This window comes from Haemophilus sp. HN_Hi10 (genome assembly GCF_049821985.1).
Classification (GTDB): Bacteria; Pseudomonadota; Gammaproteobacteria; order Enterobacterales; family Pasteurellaceae; genus Haemophilus; species Haemophilus influenzae_D.
On the sequence record NZ_CP187495.1, the window covers coordinates 571,982 to 586,588 of the forward strand.

Annotated in this window: 15 protein-coding genes; 3 read left to right on the plus strand and 12 right to left on the minus strand. The window is 37.5% G+C overall.

What is annotated here, in order from left to right; translation table 11 throughout:
• Positions 1-105 precede the first annotated feature (105 nt).
• Both nhaB and dsbB read left to right on the plus strand, forming a co-directional pair.
• The gene (gene nhaB / locus ACPT8Q_RS02850; RefSeq protein ID WP_050848122.1) at positions 106-1,650 is read left to right on the plus strand and encodes a Na(+)/H(+) antiporter NhaB; all 1,545 of its coding nucleotides are present in this window, start codon (positions 106-108) and stop codon (positions 1,648-1,650) included.
• A gap of 9 nt (positions 1,651-1,659) precedes the next feature.
• On the plus strand, positions 1,660-2,193 hold the full coding sequence (dsbB, locus tag ACPT8Q_RS02855) for a disulfide bond formation protein DsbB (protein WP_021034389.1): 534 nt from the start codon (positions 1,660-1,662) through the stop codon (positions 2,191-2,193).
• Positions 2,194-2,246: 53 nt separating this feature from the next.
• Here dsbB and glmS read toward each other — a convergent pair whose 3' ends face one another.
• The 12 genes from glmS to ACPT8Q_RS02915 form a co-directional block, all read right to left on the minus strand.
• Entirely contained in the window at positions 2,247-4,079 is a 1,833-nt protein-coding gene (gene glmS, locus ACPT8Q_RS02860) for a glutamine--fructose-6-phosphate transaminase (isomerizing) (protein WP_021034388.1), read from the minus strand.
• A 108-nt stretch (positions 4,080-4,187) separates the two neighbouring features.
• Entirely contained in the window at positions 4,188-4,460 is a 273-nt protein-coding gene (locus tag ACPT8Q_RS02865; RefSeq protein ID WP_005630954.1) for an HU family DNA-binding protein, read from the minus strand.
• Between the two features lie 138 nt (positions 4,461-4,598).
• A complete protein-coding gene (locus ACPT8Q_RS02870; RefSeq protein ID WP_021034387.1) occupies positions 4,599-5,189 on the minus strand; it encodes a YjaG family protein in 591 nt (196 codons plus the stop codon).
• 35 nt (positions 5,190-5,224) lie between these two features.
• Positions 5,225-6,019, minus strand: coding sequence for an NAD(+) diphosphatase (nudC, locus tag ACPT8Q_RS02875; protein WP_021034386.1), 795 nt, complete (start codon positions 6,017-6,019; stop codon positions 5,225-5,227).
• A 67-nt stretch (positions 6,020-6,086) separates the two neighbouring features.
• Entirely contained in the window at positions 6,087-6,683 is a 597-nt protein-coding gene (gene nfuA, locus ACPT8Q_RS02880) for a Fe-S biogenesis protein NfuA (protein WP_021034385.1), read from the minus strand.
• 75 nt (positions 6,684-6,758) lie between these two features.
• The gene (locus tag ACPT8Q_RS02885) at positions 6,759-7,445 is read right to left on the minus strand and encodes a ComF family protein (protein ID WP_050948865.1); all 687 of its coding nucleotides are present in this window, start codon (positions 7,443-7,445) and stop codon (positions 6,759-6,761) included.
• Between the two features lie 358 nt (positions 7,446-7,803).
• Positions 7,804-8,259 carry an IS200/IS605 family transposase gene (gene tnpA, locus ACPT8Q_RS02890; protein WP_050948866.1) on the minus strand — a complete coding sequence of 152 codons (456 nt, stop codon included), beginning with the start codon at positions 8,257-8,259 and terminating at the stop codon, positions 7,804-7,806.
• Positions 8,256-9,599, minus strand: coding sequence for a type IV pilus secretin PilQ (gene pilQ, locus ACPT8Q_RS02895; protein WP_050948867.1), 1,344 nt, complete (start codon positions 9,597-9,599; stop codon positions 8,256-8,258). The genes tnpA and pilQ overlap by 4 nt, the downstream gene beginning before the upstream one ends.
• Before the next feature lie 9 nt (positions 9,600-9,608).
• Positions 9,609-10,022: a pilus assembly protein PilP gene (locus tag ACPT8Q_RS02900; protein ID WP_050948868.1), complete on the minus strand. Its 414-nt coding sequence runs from the start codon at positions 10,020-10,022 to the stop codon at positions 9,609-9,611.
• A complete protein-coding gene (gene comC / locus ACPT8Q_RS02905) occupies positions 10,019-10,540 on the minus strand; it encodes a competence protein ComC (RefSeq protein WP_050948869.1) in 522 nt (173 codons plus the stop codon). Before comC ends, ACPT8Q_RS02900 begins: the two co-directional genes overlap by 4 nt.
• Positions 10,537-11,046, minus strand: a complete 510-nt coding sequence (locus ACPT8Q_RS02910) for a hypothetical protein (RefSeq protein WP_050948870.1) — start codon at positions 11,044-11,046, stop codon at positions 10,537-10,539. The genes comC and ACPT8Q_RS02910 overlap by 4 nt, the downstream gene beginning before the upstream one ends.
• Complete coding sequence (locus tag ACPT8Q_RS02915) at positions 11,047-11,844, minus strand: pilus assembly protein PilM (RefSeq protein WP_050948871.1); 798 nt, start codon at positions 11,842-11,844, stop codon at positions 11,047-11,049.
• Positions 11,845-11,942: 98 nt separating this feature from the next.
• On the opposite strand from ACPT8Q_RS02915, the gene ACPT8Q_RS02920 reads away from it, so the two are divergent.
• Entirely contained in the window at positions 11,943-14,543 is a 2,601-nt protein-coding gene (locus tag ACPT8Q_RS02920) for a penicillin-binding protein 1A (RefSeq protein ID WP_050948872.1), read from the plus strand.
• The last annotated feature ends 64 nt before the right edge of the window (positions 14,544-14,607 follow it).

Here is a 14,607-nt window from a genome sequence, read left to right on the forward strand (position 1 = left end):
AAAATCAAAAAAAATGCAATTTTATAAAAAAATTACTTGGTTTTTATTATCCTTTAAAGGGGGATATATTACAATGTTCAGGTGATAAAAATAATGGAGTTCACTATGACAAATACTCAGGCTTTTATGAAAAACTTTCTTGGGGCAAGTCCAGACTGGTACAAACTTGCCATTGTGGTTTTTCTTATTATAAATCCAATTGTTTTCTTTTTTATCAGTCCTTTTATTGCGGGTTGGTTACTCGTTGCAGAATTTATTTTCACATTGGCAATGGCATTAAAATGCTATCCGCTTCAACCAGGTGGTCTATTAGCAATTGAAGCTATTATTATCGGAATGACAAATGCCAAACACGTCAAAGCAGAAATTATGGCAAACTTTGAAGTGATCTTGCTACTGATGTTTATGGTGGCAGGTATTTTCTTTATGAAACAATTACTGCTTTATGTATTTACTAAATTACTTGTCAAAATTCGTTCTAAAATTGCACTTTCTATTGCCTTTTGTTTTAGTGCTGCTTTTTTATCGGCTTTTCTCGATGCTTTAACGGTTGTAGCTGTTATCATTAGTGTCGCAATGGGATTCTATGGTGTGTATCACAAAGTTGCATCAGGCAATAATTTAATTGATGCGGTTGATATTTCAGACGATAGAAAAATTATTGAACAACAGCACGAAATCTTAGAAAAATTCCGTGCATTCTTACGTAGTTTAATGATGCACGCGGGTGTAGGTACTGCACTTGGTGGTGTAATGACCGTTGTTGGAGAACCACAAAACTTAATTATTGCAGAACAAGCAAAATGGAACTTTATGGAATTTTTCTTACGTATGGCACCCGTGACTATTCCTGTATTTATCTGCGGATTACTCACTTGTTTCTTAGTCGAAAAATTCAAATTATTTGGTTATGGCGAGAAATTACCAGACGAAGTGTGGAAAATCTTATCAGATTTAGACCGCACTAATTCAGAAAAAATGTCTAAACAAGATAAAATTAAATTAGGTATGCAAGCGTTAATCGCAATTTGGTTAATTCTTGGATTAGCATTCCATCTTGCCGCAGTCGGTTTAATTGGTTTAAGTATCATCATTTTTGCTACTTCCTTCACTGGTGTGACGGATGAACATACTATTGGTAAAGCCTTTCAGGAATCTTTACCCTTTACTGCATTGCTCGTTGTATTCTTTTCTGTTGTTGCAGTAATTATTGATCAAAAACTTTTTTCACCAATTATTCACTTCGTTCTTTCTGCGGAAGAAAATACACAACTTGCTTTATTCTATGTGTTTAATGGCTTGCTTTCTTCTATTTCTGATAATGTATTTGTTGCAACGGTTTATATTAACGAAGCTAAAGCTGCACTGACTAACGGCGTTATTGCACCGCATCAATTTGAATTGCTTTCTGTTGCCATTAATACAGGTACAAACTTACCGTCAGTTGCAACACCAAATGGACAAGCTGCTTTCTTATTCTTATTGACTTCATCACTTTCGCCATTAATTCGCCTTTCTTATGGCAGAATGGTTTATATGGCTTTGCCTTACACGATTGTACTTTCAATCATTGGTTTACTGGCTATTGAATTTATTTTACCAGCTGCCACAATTTGGTTAGCAAGTTTAGGTTTAATTTTGCCAATTTAAGGAGAAAAAATGCTCGCGCTATTAAAACAATTTTCTGAAAAACGTTTTGTGTGGTTTTTATTGGCTTTTTCAAGTTTAGCCTTAGAATCTACCGCACTTTACTTCCAATATGGAATGGGCTTACAACCTTGTGTGCTTTGTGTTTATGAACGTTTAGCAATGATTGGCTTATTTGTAGCGGGCATTATCGCTTTACTTCAACCTCGCGTTTTCATCCTTAGATTAATCGCCTTGGTTTTAGGCTTATTCAGCAGTATTAAGGGCTTATTAATTTCGTTTCGTCATCTTGATTTGCAAATAAATCCAGCCCCTTGGAAACAATGTGAGTTTATTCCAAACTTTCCCGAGACTTTACCATTTCATCAATGGTTTCCATTTATATTTAACCCGACTGGCTCTTGTAATGAAAGCCAATGGTCATTATTTGGTTTAACGATGGTGCAATGGCTGGTGGTTATTTTTTCACTATATGTGGTTATTCTTACATTATTGTTAATTGCTCAAGTGATTAAAACACGGAAACAAAGAAGATTATTTAACTAAAAAATACGGTGAAATTTCACCGTATTTTTTATTACATTAAAATCAACCGCATTTTATTCTACGGTAACTGATTTTGCTAAGTTACGAGGTTGATCTACGTCAGTACCTTTAATTAAAGCCACATAATAAGAAAGCAATTGCATTGGAATGGTATAAAAAATTGGTGCAACAATATCATTGACTTTTGGCATCGTGATGATTTTCATTCCTTCACTTGGCGTAAATCCTGCTTCTTTATCGGCAAATACATATAATTGACCACCACGAGCTCGCACTTCCTCAATGTTCGATTTTACTTTCTCTAATAATTCATTATTTGGTGCAACGACAATCACTGGCATATCGGCATCAATTAACGCTAATGGTCCGTGTTTCAATTCTCCCGCCGCATAGGCTTCAGCGTGAATATAAGAAATCTCTTTCAATTTCAAAGACGCCTCTACCGCAATAGGATAAAATTCGCCACGACCTAAGAAAAGTGAATGATGTTTTTCAGCAAAATCCTCTGCTAATGCTTCAATTTCTGAATCAAAGGCTAACGCTTTTTCAATTTCAGCAGGTAAGGATTGCATTGCTTTAATAATTTCACGTTCTTTTTCTGCAGAAATATGACCTTTAACTTTACCAAGTGCCGTCACCAACATTAATAACGCAGCTAGCTGTGTCGTAAATGCTTTTGTTGATGCCACCCCGACTTCAACACCGGCACGCGTCATAAATGCAAGATCTGATTCGCGTACGAGCGAAGATCCAGCAACATTACAAATTGTTAATGCTGCCATATAGCCCTTTTCTTTCGCTAAACGAAGTGCGGCTAAAGTATCTGCTGTTTCGCCAGATTGAGAAAGGGTAATCAATAAGCTATTTGGACGGGTAACAAATTTGCGATAACGAAACTCTGATGCAATTTCAACATCACAGCTCACGCCAGCCAAAGATTCAAACCAATAACGCGCCACCATACCTGCATTATAAGATGTGCCACAAGCAACAATTTGAATATGCTCAACTTTTTCTAAAATGTCTTTTGCACCATTTCCGATTGAATCGACAATCACATTTTCGTGATTGATACGCCCTTCCATTGTATTAATAAGTGCGGTTGGCTGTTCGTAAATTTCTTTCTGCATAAAATGGCGGAATTTACCTTTCTCTGCCGCGTCATTTTCAAGATTAGACTCGTGAATTTCACGTTTAGCCTTATTACCGTGAGTATCATAAATATCAACTGTACGACGTGTAATTTCTGCAATATCCCCTTCTTCTAAAAAGATAAAACGGCGAGTAACACTTAATAGCGCAAGTTGATCTGAAGCTAAGAAATTTTCGCCAATACCTAAACCAATCACAAGCGGACTACCAGAACGAGCTGCGACTAAATGTTCAGGATTACGACTATCCATTACCACCATCCCGTATGCGCCCGTGAGTTGTTTTACCGATTTCTGCACAGCCTCTAAAAGGGAATCCGTGCTACGCATTTCCCATTCAACCAAATGTGCGATCACTTCAGTATCTGTTTGCGATAAAAAGACATAGCCACGAGATTTTAATAATTCTCGAAGTTCTTCATGGTTTTCAATAATACCGTTATGTACTACAGCAAAAGTACCTGACGCATGGGGGTGCGCATTAGTTTCTGATGGTTCGCCGTGAGTTGCCCAGCGAGTATGTGCAATTCCCGTTCCACCAATCAATGGTTTTTCTGATACGGCTTCATCTAATGCTTTAACTTTACCTAAACAACGAATACGTTGTAATTCATTTTGTTTATTGATTACTGCAACACCAGCTGAATCGTAACCACGATATTCCAAACGATGTAAACCATTAATTAAGATTTCCGCTACATCTCGTTGCGCTACTGCGCCGACAATACCACACATAAGTCTTCCTTATTCATTCTATTACTAAGTTTGTTTTTACATTTGCCACGCTATACAATAAAAAAACCCTGCGTAATCGACAGGGCTTCATTTCATTGATGTTATCAATTATTTAATTGCATCTTTTAATGCTTTACCAGATACAAATGCTGGCACTTTAGATGCTGCGATTTGGATTTCAGCACCAGTTTGTGGGTTACGGCCAGTACGAGCAGCACGTTCATTTACTTTAAATGTACCGAAACCGATTAATTGTACAGGCTCACCTTCTTTTAGGCTTGCAGTAATTGCATCTAAAGTCGCTTCTAACGCTGCTTTAGCTTGTTTTTTGTTTAACTCTGCAGCGTTTGCAATTGCATCAATTAAATCTGTTTTGTTCATAAATTTGTACCTTCTGTTAAATAAAAATTTGATTCTTTAAAAGTATCTTTGCGAACTCGTCGCAAAAGCTGTGCAAAGGATAATCTAACTTGAGATGAATTAAAAGCATGATTTATAAAAATTGTGACAAATCTCACGTTATTGATGAAATTCTATACCAATGTTAGATATGCCCTCAGTCCGAATTTCATTTTTTAAAGCTAAAATTAATTCAATATCACGTTTTTCACATTCTTTAAGCAAACGATAAACTTGCCATTGCACATCAAGTTCTGTTTGAATATCTTCATTTTCTTTTAGCTCACTTTCTGACCAATCTCGTCCAGTTTCTGTTTCCAATAACGCTCTTATTGTTCCCAACGAAATTAAGCTTATTTCCACCGCCCTTTCTAAGGTTTCTCCCGCAATAATAGCGTGTAAAATTTCAGCTAAAGCCTGACAGGCATCTAATGCAGGCACAACACCAAAACTATCATAATCATTCACATCGGGAATAATGCTTTCTAATTTCTCCAACTGATTTTCAAAGTTGATTTTGACATCTTTAATTGTTAAATATTCCCACACCAAATTGAGAATATTTTGATACGTTTTAGCTTCAACGCTAAGCTCGTTCATTTGACAGAACAATTTAAAATTTGGTGCCATACGTTCACATAAAGCAGCCATAAAAGTAAGATGTTGCCAACTTTCTAAGTTTTCTAAGCGTTTATGAATCGGATTTCGCATCTTATTTCCTTAATTTATAAGAGTTGGAATATTTATTAATCGCGTTTATTTTCCGCTTTACAGAGTTCAAGCGTTGCGTGAATTAATTTACGAGCGATAGTACCTGTTGGCGGTAATTCTGGCAAGGGTTGATCATAAGAAAACCATTGTGCGTCATAAATTTCACTTTCCTGCAATGTTATTTCTCCGCTTTCATAATCAGCAAGAAAACCGACCATTTGAGAGTTTGGAAATGCCCAAGGCTGGCTACCAAAATAACGAAGATTTTTTATTGAAATCCCCGTTTCTTCAAAAACCTCTCTATTCACCGCTTGTTCAAATGTTTCCCCTACTTCGACAAAACCTGCAAGCGTCGTATATATTCCTCCGTTGGGACTATAATGTCGCTTATGATTTGCCAATAGAATTTCGTGACCACGACGAACCGCAACAATAATTGATGGGCAAATCACAGGATAAGTTCGATACCCACAGTGAGTACATTGCACTGCAAGTTCATCTTGAGTTTGTTGTGTTTTATGACCGCACTTTCCACAGAATTTATGGGTTTTCAGAAAATGATTAATTTCCACTCCTCGACTTAATATATAAAATTCATCCTCTGGCAGTGAAAGTAATTTACGCAAACTCACATATTCTCGTTCGTCATTTATTTGCTCTGCAACAAGCCACAAGGGATGATTTTTCCATTCTCCAATTTGCATTGCTTTCAATCCTTCCAAATCAATATCTTTAGCGATACCAAAAGGCAATTCATTATTCACTAAATACAGATTAGAACCTTGTGTAAGCAACCAATAACCAAAATCATCTTGTTGAAGTATTTTCATTTTTTCTCCATAAAAATAACCGCACTTTCAAAAGTGCGGTTATTATAAATCTTCTTTTTATAACTCACTAATAATAAGAATGTTCGCCACGTTGATGCTCGGTTATATCTTTTGCACCTTTTAATTCATTCGGGAATAGGCTAATAAGTTGTTTTTCTACGCCATCTTTTAATGTAACGTCCACCATTGAACAACCATTACAACCACCACCGAATTGTAAAATTGCGTAACCATCTTCAGTAATTTCAATTAAGGTTATGCGTCCACCGTGATTTGCAAGCTGTGGATTAATTTGAGTTTGAATGACATATTCAACACGTTCAATTAATGGCGCGTCATCAGCCACCTTACGCATTTTGGCATTTGGTGCTTTTAAGGTAAGTTGCGCACCAAGTTCTTCGGTAACATAATCAATTTCTGCTTCTTCTAAGAAAGGCAGGCTGACCTCATCAATAAATGCAGAAAAAGTGTCATATTTCATTTCAACATCACTTTCTTCCACGGCATTCGGTGGGCAATAAGATACGCCACATTCCGCATTAGGCATACCCGGATTAACGACGAAAATACGAATATTGGTTCCTTCTTCTTGGGTGTCTAAAAGTTTTCTAAAATGCGCTTGTGCGGCATCAGAAATAGCGATTTGCTGGGTTGCTTGTTCCATAATTATGTCCTAAATACTTGAGAGAAAGTATCGGAAATAATACGCTCATCGCGTTTTTTTTTCCAGTGCTTTATATTAAGCCCGTGCCAGTCCCCACACTTGGATCTCCTCCACACCTAATTTTCGCAACAATTTTGAGATTTCATTGAGTGTAGAGCCTGTAGTAATTACATCATCCACCAGCGCGACTCGATGATAAGGAAATTCATTTTTCAAAACAGCAAGAGAAAAGGCATTTTTTAAATTCTGACGACGATCTTTTGCACTCAAACCACGTTGAGTATGCGTATGTTTCACACGTTTTACGATATTGTTCAAATTAGGAATATCCAGCCAACGACTTAATTGCCGAGATAATAAATCAGCCTGATTATAACCCCGTCGCCACTGACGAAAATGATATAAAGGCACAGGAATGATTGCTTCTGGCAATTTAAGTTGATGCGTTCGCTTAGCATTACGCACCGCAAGATATAAAAGCCGAGCTAAAGTGCGGTCAATCCAAAATTGATTTTGAAATTTAAAACGATGAATTAACACTGAAAGTGGCTCAACATAATGCCCTATAATGACCATCTTATCCCAACTAGGTTCTTGTTTAAGACAATTTCCACAATGCTGCGCATAATATTGCAATTCCGCACCACAATGACCGCAATAAGGAAAAGATTTAATTTGTTTTTGGCAACCTGAACATAACCCATTTTTTGCGATATGAAGATTGCCACGACAGTGGATACAGCGAAAATTTAAAAAATTCATTTGAACCTTATTAGTGATTACTGCAACCTAGGGTAGGTACAAGTGCTACAGTGACCTAGGGTAGGTATACCCTAGGCTAATTGTAATGCTACCCCGTTGGGGTAGATATAAGCGTTCCCCAAAGGGGAACCACGATTACCATCACTAACCGTGGGTATACTTACCCACGGCTTACAAACCGAGGGTAGATATAAGCGTTCCCCAAAGGGTAACCACGATTACTATCACTAACTGTGGGTATACTTACCCACGGCTTACAAACCGAGGGCAGATATAAGCGTTCCCCAAAGGGGAACTACGATTACTATCACTAACCGTGGGTATACTTACCCACAGCTTACAACATTCCCAAAAACAACTAAACATTTCTCTCAAACCATTCTACGTTAAAATCTATTCCTTCACGTTGAAATAGGCTCTTCATTTCATCATTGAAATGGGTTTCTTTGTGATGCTGTTTTTGATTCTTAATATAATTAATAAGTTGATATTTATCACTGTCGCTATAAGTTAATGCGCAATATCCTACTGACCAAGCCGTAAATTCTGGAAATAATGGTTTATTTTCATCTAAAAAACGGTGTGTCGATTTTTTTAATTTACGAACAAATTCAGCTACTGAAATCGTTTGGTGTAATTCAACAAATAAATGTAGATGATCTGGCATACCATTAATTCGATGAAGTATAGAATGGTGTGATTTAACAAATCCCCAAATGTAATCATAGAGAATTTTCTCATTTTCTTCATTAATGGCATAAACACTGTCTTTTGTCCTAAAAACAATGTGATAAAACAAACGGCAGTAACTCATTGTAACTTTTTCCCCGCACTTTTTTGCTTCAACGCCTCTAACGTTTCTCCTGCTTTTAAAATATGCGGCGTGACAAAAATCACTAACTCACGTTTTTGATGTCGTTCGCTTTCTTTGCTGAATAATCGTTTAATAACGGGTATATCGCCAAGCAATGGCACCTTATCTTCGCTTTTCGTAATTGTGTCGTGAAACACGCCGCCAAGCACAATGGTTTCCCCATCTTTGGCAAAAACCTGAGTATTAATTTCTTGCTTATCAATAGAAACCACCTCATTTTGTCCATAAGAAACACGAGAACCTGGTGAGTTTTGGCTCACTAATAAATCAAGTAAAATATTGTTATCTTTAGAAATATGTGGTGTGACTTCCAAACCAAGCACCGCCTCGCGAAATTCCACAGATTGCGTATCGTTACGAGTATTGCTCACAATATAAGGAATTTCTGTCCCCTGTTTAATGCTTGCACTTTTCTTATTTGTGGTTAGTAAGCGAGGGCTTGCGATAATTTCCACATTATTTTCACGCTCTAACGCGCTTAATTCTAAATCGAGCAATCGACCATTAATTTTCGCGACTTGTAATGCTATCGAGCCAGCAGGTGTCGTCGTTGTCGCAAAATTTACATTAAGATTATCCGCAATATTTTCAAAGCTATTGCCGGATAAGCTGCCCGCTACACGCGCAGCATTTTCCGTTGGATTAAAAATCCCCCACCGAACGCCAAGTTCTTTCAAACTTTCGTCCGTAATTGTCACAATACGCGCTTCAATAGCGATCTGCTCAATAGGTTTATCCATTTCAGCAATTAGTTTTTTAATATTTTGCACAGAACGAGGTTCATCTTGAATCACGAGCAAATTACTACGATCATCAAAGGTAATGCTCCCAGCTGATGAAAGCAAAGAGCCACTTCCTGTCGTTAAGGACTTCATTAATTCAGAGGCTTTAGCAAAATGGAGTTTTACCGTGTGACTCATTAAGTGCGGTTCATTTGTAGTAAGATTTCCTGCAACTTGCCCTTTGCCTGATTGCCCTCCATTCAGATAGTAAATACCCTCATCTTTATTCAAAGTAAGCTTCTTACTTTTAGCGATTATTTGTAGTAAACGTGGCATATCAATATTATCTAATCTCAATGAAATATTACTTTCTAATGCTTCATCCATCACTAAATTCACATCTTGTTGAAAAGCCAACTGTTCCAATGTTTGGGCTAAAGGTGCTTGCGATAAACGAATAAAAAAACGTTCGTTATCAGTTTTGGGATTAGCAAAAACGATTAATGGCAAACAAAAACAGACTAAAAAATAACCGCACTTTAAAAAATATTTCTTCATAATCTTCCTTTAAAAACTTAATTTTTTCCATTCACTACTATCACATTGCTCTCCGAGCTTGCGCATAAATTGAACATTGTTTTGGTCGATTTTTTCTACAATATAGCCCTCTTGAGCCACATCAACACCCTCTAAAATGCTGTAAACTTGCAAACCTTGATCTTGCAATAATGCAAAGGCTTTATCTTTAGAAATCACTACCCCCACCAATTTTAAAGCATTCAAGGGAATTTCAGCCGCTTGGCGATTTTCATCCGCTCCGCATAGATTATTAGGTACATCTGAGGAAATTATTTCTGTCTGTTCCATTACTGTTTGTGCGTTATCAAACTGAGAACGGTTACGTTGTGTTTTATCGAAAGGATCCTGCCCCCAACTGCAATTTATAAAAAGCAATACAGTTAGGAAAAACCAATACTTCATTTTGTCTCCTTCTCTAGCTGAAAAATAATCTCGGTTTGCAATGGGCTGTCTTCGGGTTTCATAAATTGCAGCCGACTTACTGAAAGCTGTGACGTATTAGCTAAAAGTGCGGTTAAAAATGTCTTCGTTTTTTCAAAATGCCCAATAAGCTGTAAATGCAAAATGGGCTGTTGCCCCATTTCCCAACGTAAATGCTGAGATAATCCGTTGCGCGCAGCTAAACGTTGAATTTGTTTATTCAAAGGAATAATTTGTGCAGCCAGTTCTGGAGAAAGTTTTCGACTTTCCGATTGCTGCTGTAAAGAAGTTAAAATTTTCTGTTGATGTAGCAATTCCGAACTTTTTTTTGCTAATTCATATTCAGTTTCAGCAAAATGTTCACTAGCCTCGATATAATCTAAAACAGGGCGAAAAATCACCGCACTTAATAACAACAAAAAGGTTAAACTCTGTATATAAACAGGCTGACTTAGCCATTTGCCAAAAGGAGTAAAAGGATCGTTAAAAAAGGTTTTCACTTATCTTCTCCAACTTGTTCCACATCAAAGAGAAAATACAATGACTGTTGTTCAGGTTGAAACTGGCTTAATTTCACATTGGGAAAATGTTTCTTTAAAAATTGATGAATCAGTTCAAATTCTCTTTGATCTTGTGCGAGACCTTCCAAACTTAAGTTATGAGCATCTTGTTTAAATTTATTCAGTTCTCCTTGCTGAAAAGGTAATTCACTTAGCCGCTGTAAACTCTTTTTTACTTGCTCTTTAGGAATAGATGTCAAAATTTCGCCAACCTGCACTGCACTACGCAACTGTTCAATTTTCTTGGCGGTTTTATAAAGTTGCTGATTAAGTTGTTCAAAAGATGTTTGCTGCGCTTGCAGATCTTGTTTTTGTTGTTCAATTAAATTACTAAAAGCCAAAGTTAAATTAATAGCAAGCAAGATAAATAAAGCGATATAAAAAGCTAAACGACGTAAACGGTTTTGATGTTGATAAGTACGCCAAGGCAATAAATTCATCGACATTTAGTTATCTACTTTTTGTTGATATAAATCTTTTTGCCATAGTGCGTTGCCCAGTGCAATAAAAGGGAGTTCTGTTTCTACTCGCTGCCAGTGTTCTGGTAATGGCGTATGACTTGAGGGAATTTGATACACAAAAACTTGTTCAAGTTGCCCTTCAAAACGTTCGGTAAATTGTTCATAAAGTGCGGTCAAATTTTCGTGAGATTGTAAAATTTGCGATTGCTGCGATCTTTCACAAATCGCCAAACAATAGTCATCTTCTTGAAATAAAAATAAGCTATTTTCTGACCGCACTTGTTCATTCAACAAATACTGAAATGCACGCAAAATAGCATTTGACGCAACATCCAATACATTAATTTTAAATGGCTGAAAATCTTGCAAATAAGTTTGAGCAGTACTTTTACGAATTGCAGTAACGTCTAATCGAAAACCTTGCTTTAACGGGGTAGAACGATAATCAAACCATAATTCATCTAAAGAAATAGGCAGCTCTTTTTCAAGCACAAATTTACATTGTTGATGACATTCTTGCGCATTTAACACTTGTGGCAACATTAATACTTTCGACCAAGTTAAGTGAGCGGGAATGCTTGCCACAAACTGTAAAGGAAAGGTTTTCCCTTGATATTGTGTTTTTAGTTGTTGTAAAAAACGATTTTTAAAATCACGATCATTAACAAAAATTTGATAACTTTGTGGCTGTTCAAGATCATCAAACCACACAAAATCAAAATAACTCTGCTTACGATGAATGCCGATTTGTAAAGTGAGGTAATTTTTCAGGGAGAATTGCATATTCTTTCCTATTCTTTAAAGGCTGAATCTTTTATACTTAACAACTAAATCATAGGTCTCTTGACAAGAATATTCATTAACCAAGCGAGAATTTTACGATGCGGATCGCAAAATTAATATTAAGCACCCTATTAACTTTATGTATTTTAGGTTTAGTGGCTGGTGGAATGCTGTATTTCTACCTAAAATCGGAATTGCCCTCAGTAGAAACATTAAAAACCGTTGAATTACAACAACCAATGCAGATTTATACGGCTGACGGTAAATTAATTGGCGAAGTGGGCGAGCAACGCCGTATTCCAGTGAAATTAGCTGATGTACCGCAACGCTTAATTGACGCATTTTTAGCAACGGAAGACAGTCGTTTTTACGAACATCACGGATTAGACCCTATCGGCATTGCCCGTGCATTATTTGTCGTAGTGAGTAATGGCGGTGCATCACAAGGTGCAAGTACGATTACTCAACAATTAGCGCGTAACTTTTTCTTAACCCCAGAAAAAACTATTATTCGTAAAGCTCGTGAAGCGGTGCTTGCGGTAGAAATCGAAAATACCCTCAACAAACAAGAAATCTTAGAGCTTTATTTAAACAAAATCTTTTTAGGCTATCGTTCTTATGGTGTTGCAGCAGCGGCACAAACCTATTTCGGTAAAGCATTGAATGAATTGACCTTATCTGAAATGGCGATTATTGCTGGTTTACCTAAAGCACCTTCAACAATGAATCCGCTTTATTCGCTAAAACGTTCAGAAGAACGTCGCAATGTGGTGCTAAGCCGAATGTTAGATGAAAAATACATCAGCAAAGAAGAATATGATGCTGCATTGAAAGAGCCGATTGTGGCGAGTTATCACGGCGCAAAATTTGAATTTCGTGCTGATTATGTCACTGAAATGGTGCGTCAAGAAATGGTTCGCCGTTTTGGAGAAGAAAATGCCTACACCAGTGGTTATAAAGTATTTACCACTGTACTTTCAAAAGACCAAGATGAAGCACAAAAAGCTGTGCGTAATAACTTGATTGATTATGATATGCGTCACGGTTATCGCGGTGGTGCGCCATTATGGCAAAAAAATGAAGCCGCTTGGGACAATGATCGCATTGTCGGTTTTCTACGCAAATTGCCAGATTCAGAGCCATTTATTCCTGCTGCAGTGATTGGAATCGTGAAAGGCGGTGCTGATATATTGCTTGCCTCTGGGGAAAAAATGACCTTATCAACCAATGCAATGCGTTGGACAGGCAGAAGTAATCCTGTGAAAGTCGGCGAGCAAATTTGGATTCGTCAGCGTGCTAATGGGGAATGGCAATTAGGACAAATTCCCTCAGCAAATTCAGCATTAGTTTCTCTTAATTCAGATAATGGCGCGATTGAAGCCATTGTTGGTGGCTTTAGCTATGAACAAAGCAAATTCAACCGTGCGACACAATCCTTGGTTCAAGTAGGTTCTTCTATTAAACCATTTATTTACGCGGCGGCATTAGAAAAAGGCTTAACGCTTTCAAGCGTATTACAAGACAGCCCGATTTCTATTCAAAAACCAGGACAAAAACTGTGGCAACCGAAAAACTCGCCTGATCGTTATGATGGGCCGATGCGTTTACGCGTAGGATTAGGTCAATCCAAAAATATGATTGCTATTCGTGCGATCCAAACGGCAGGTATTGATTTCACTGCAGAATTTTTACAACGTTTTGGCTTTAAACGTGATCAATATTTTGCTAGCGAAGCCTTGGCTCTTGGTGCAGCCTCTTTCACGCCATTAGAAATGGCTAGAGCTTATTCGGTGTTTGATAATGGCGGTTTCCTTATTGAACCTTATATCATCGAAAAAATTCAAGATAACACAGGAAAAGAATTATTTGCCGCAAACCCTAAAATTGCTTGTATTGAATGTAATGATATACCTGTGATTTATGGCGAAACTAAAGACAAAATCAACGGCTTTGCCAATATTCCTTTAGGCGAGAATGCCTTAAAACCAACAGATGACAGCACCAATGGCGAAGAATTAGATCAACAACCTGAAACCGTGCCTGAATTGCCAGAATTACAATCAAATTTCACCGCACTTAAAGAAGATGCGATTGATTTAATGGCTGCAGCAAAAAATGCTTCGTCGAAAATAGAATATGCACCACGAGTCATTAGTGGCGAACTTGCTTTTCTCATTCGTAGTGCCTTAAATACGGCGATTTATGGCGAACAAGGTTTAGACTGGAAAGGCACAAGTTGGCGTATTGCACAAAGCATTAAACGTAGCGATATAGGCGGTAAAACAGGTACCACCAACAGTTCAAAAGTGGCTTGGTATGCGGGATTTGGTGCAAACTTAGTCACTACAACTTATGTTGGATTTGATGACAACAAACGTGTACTTGGGCGTGGAGAAGCGGGTGCAAAAACAGCAATGCCTGCTTGGATCACTTATATGAAAACGGCTTTAAGTGATAAGCCAGAACGTAAATTGACACTGCCGCCAAAAATTGTGGAAAAAAGCATTGATACTTTTACAGGTTTGCTTTCTCCAAACGGTGGACGCAAAGAATACTTTATTGTAGGTACTGAACCGACACGTACCTATCTTTCGGAAATGCAAGAGCGTGGTTATTACGTTCCTACAGAGTTACAGCAACGCTTGAACAATGAAGGCAATACGCCAACGCCTGCTGCACAACCAGAAGAACTCTTCTAAAAATAACCGCACTTTAGTGTGTAATAGGGCGAGTCTATTGGCTCGCCTTCGTTATTAAACAAAT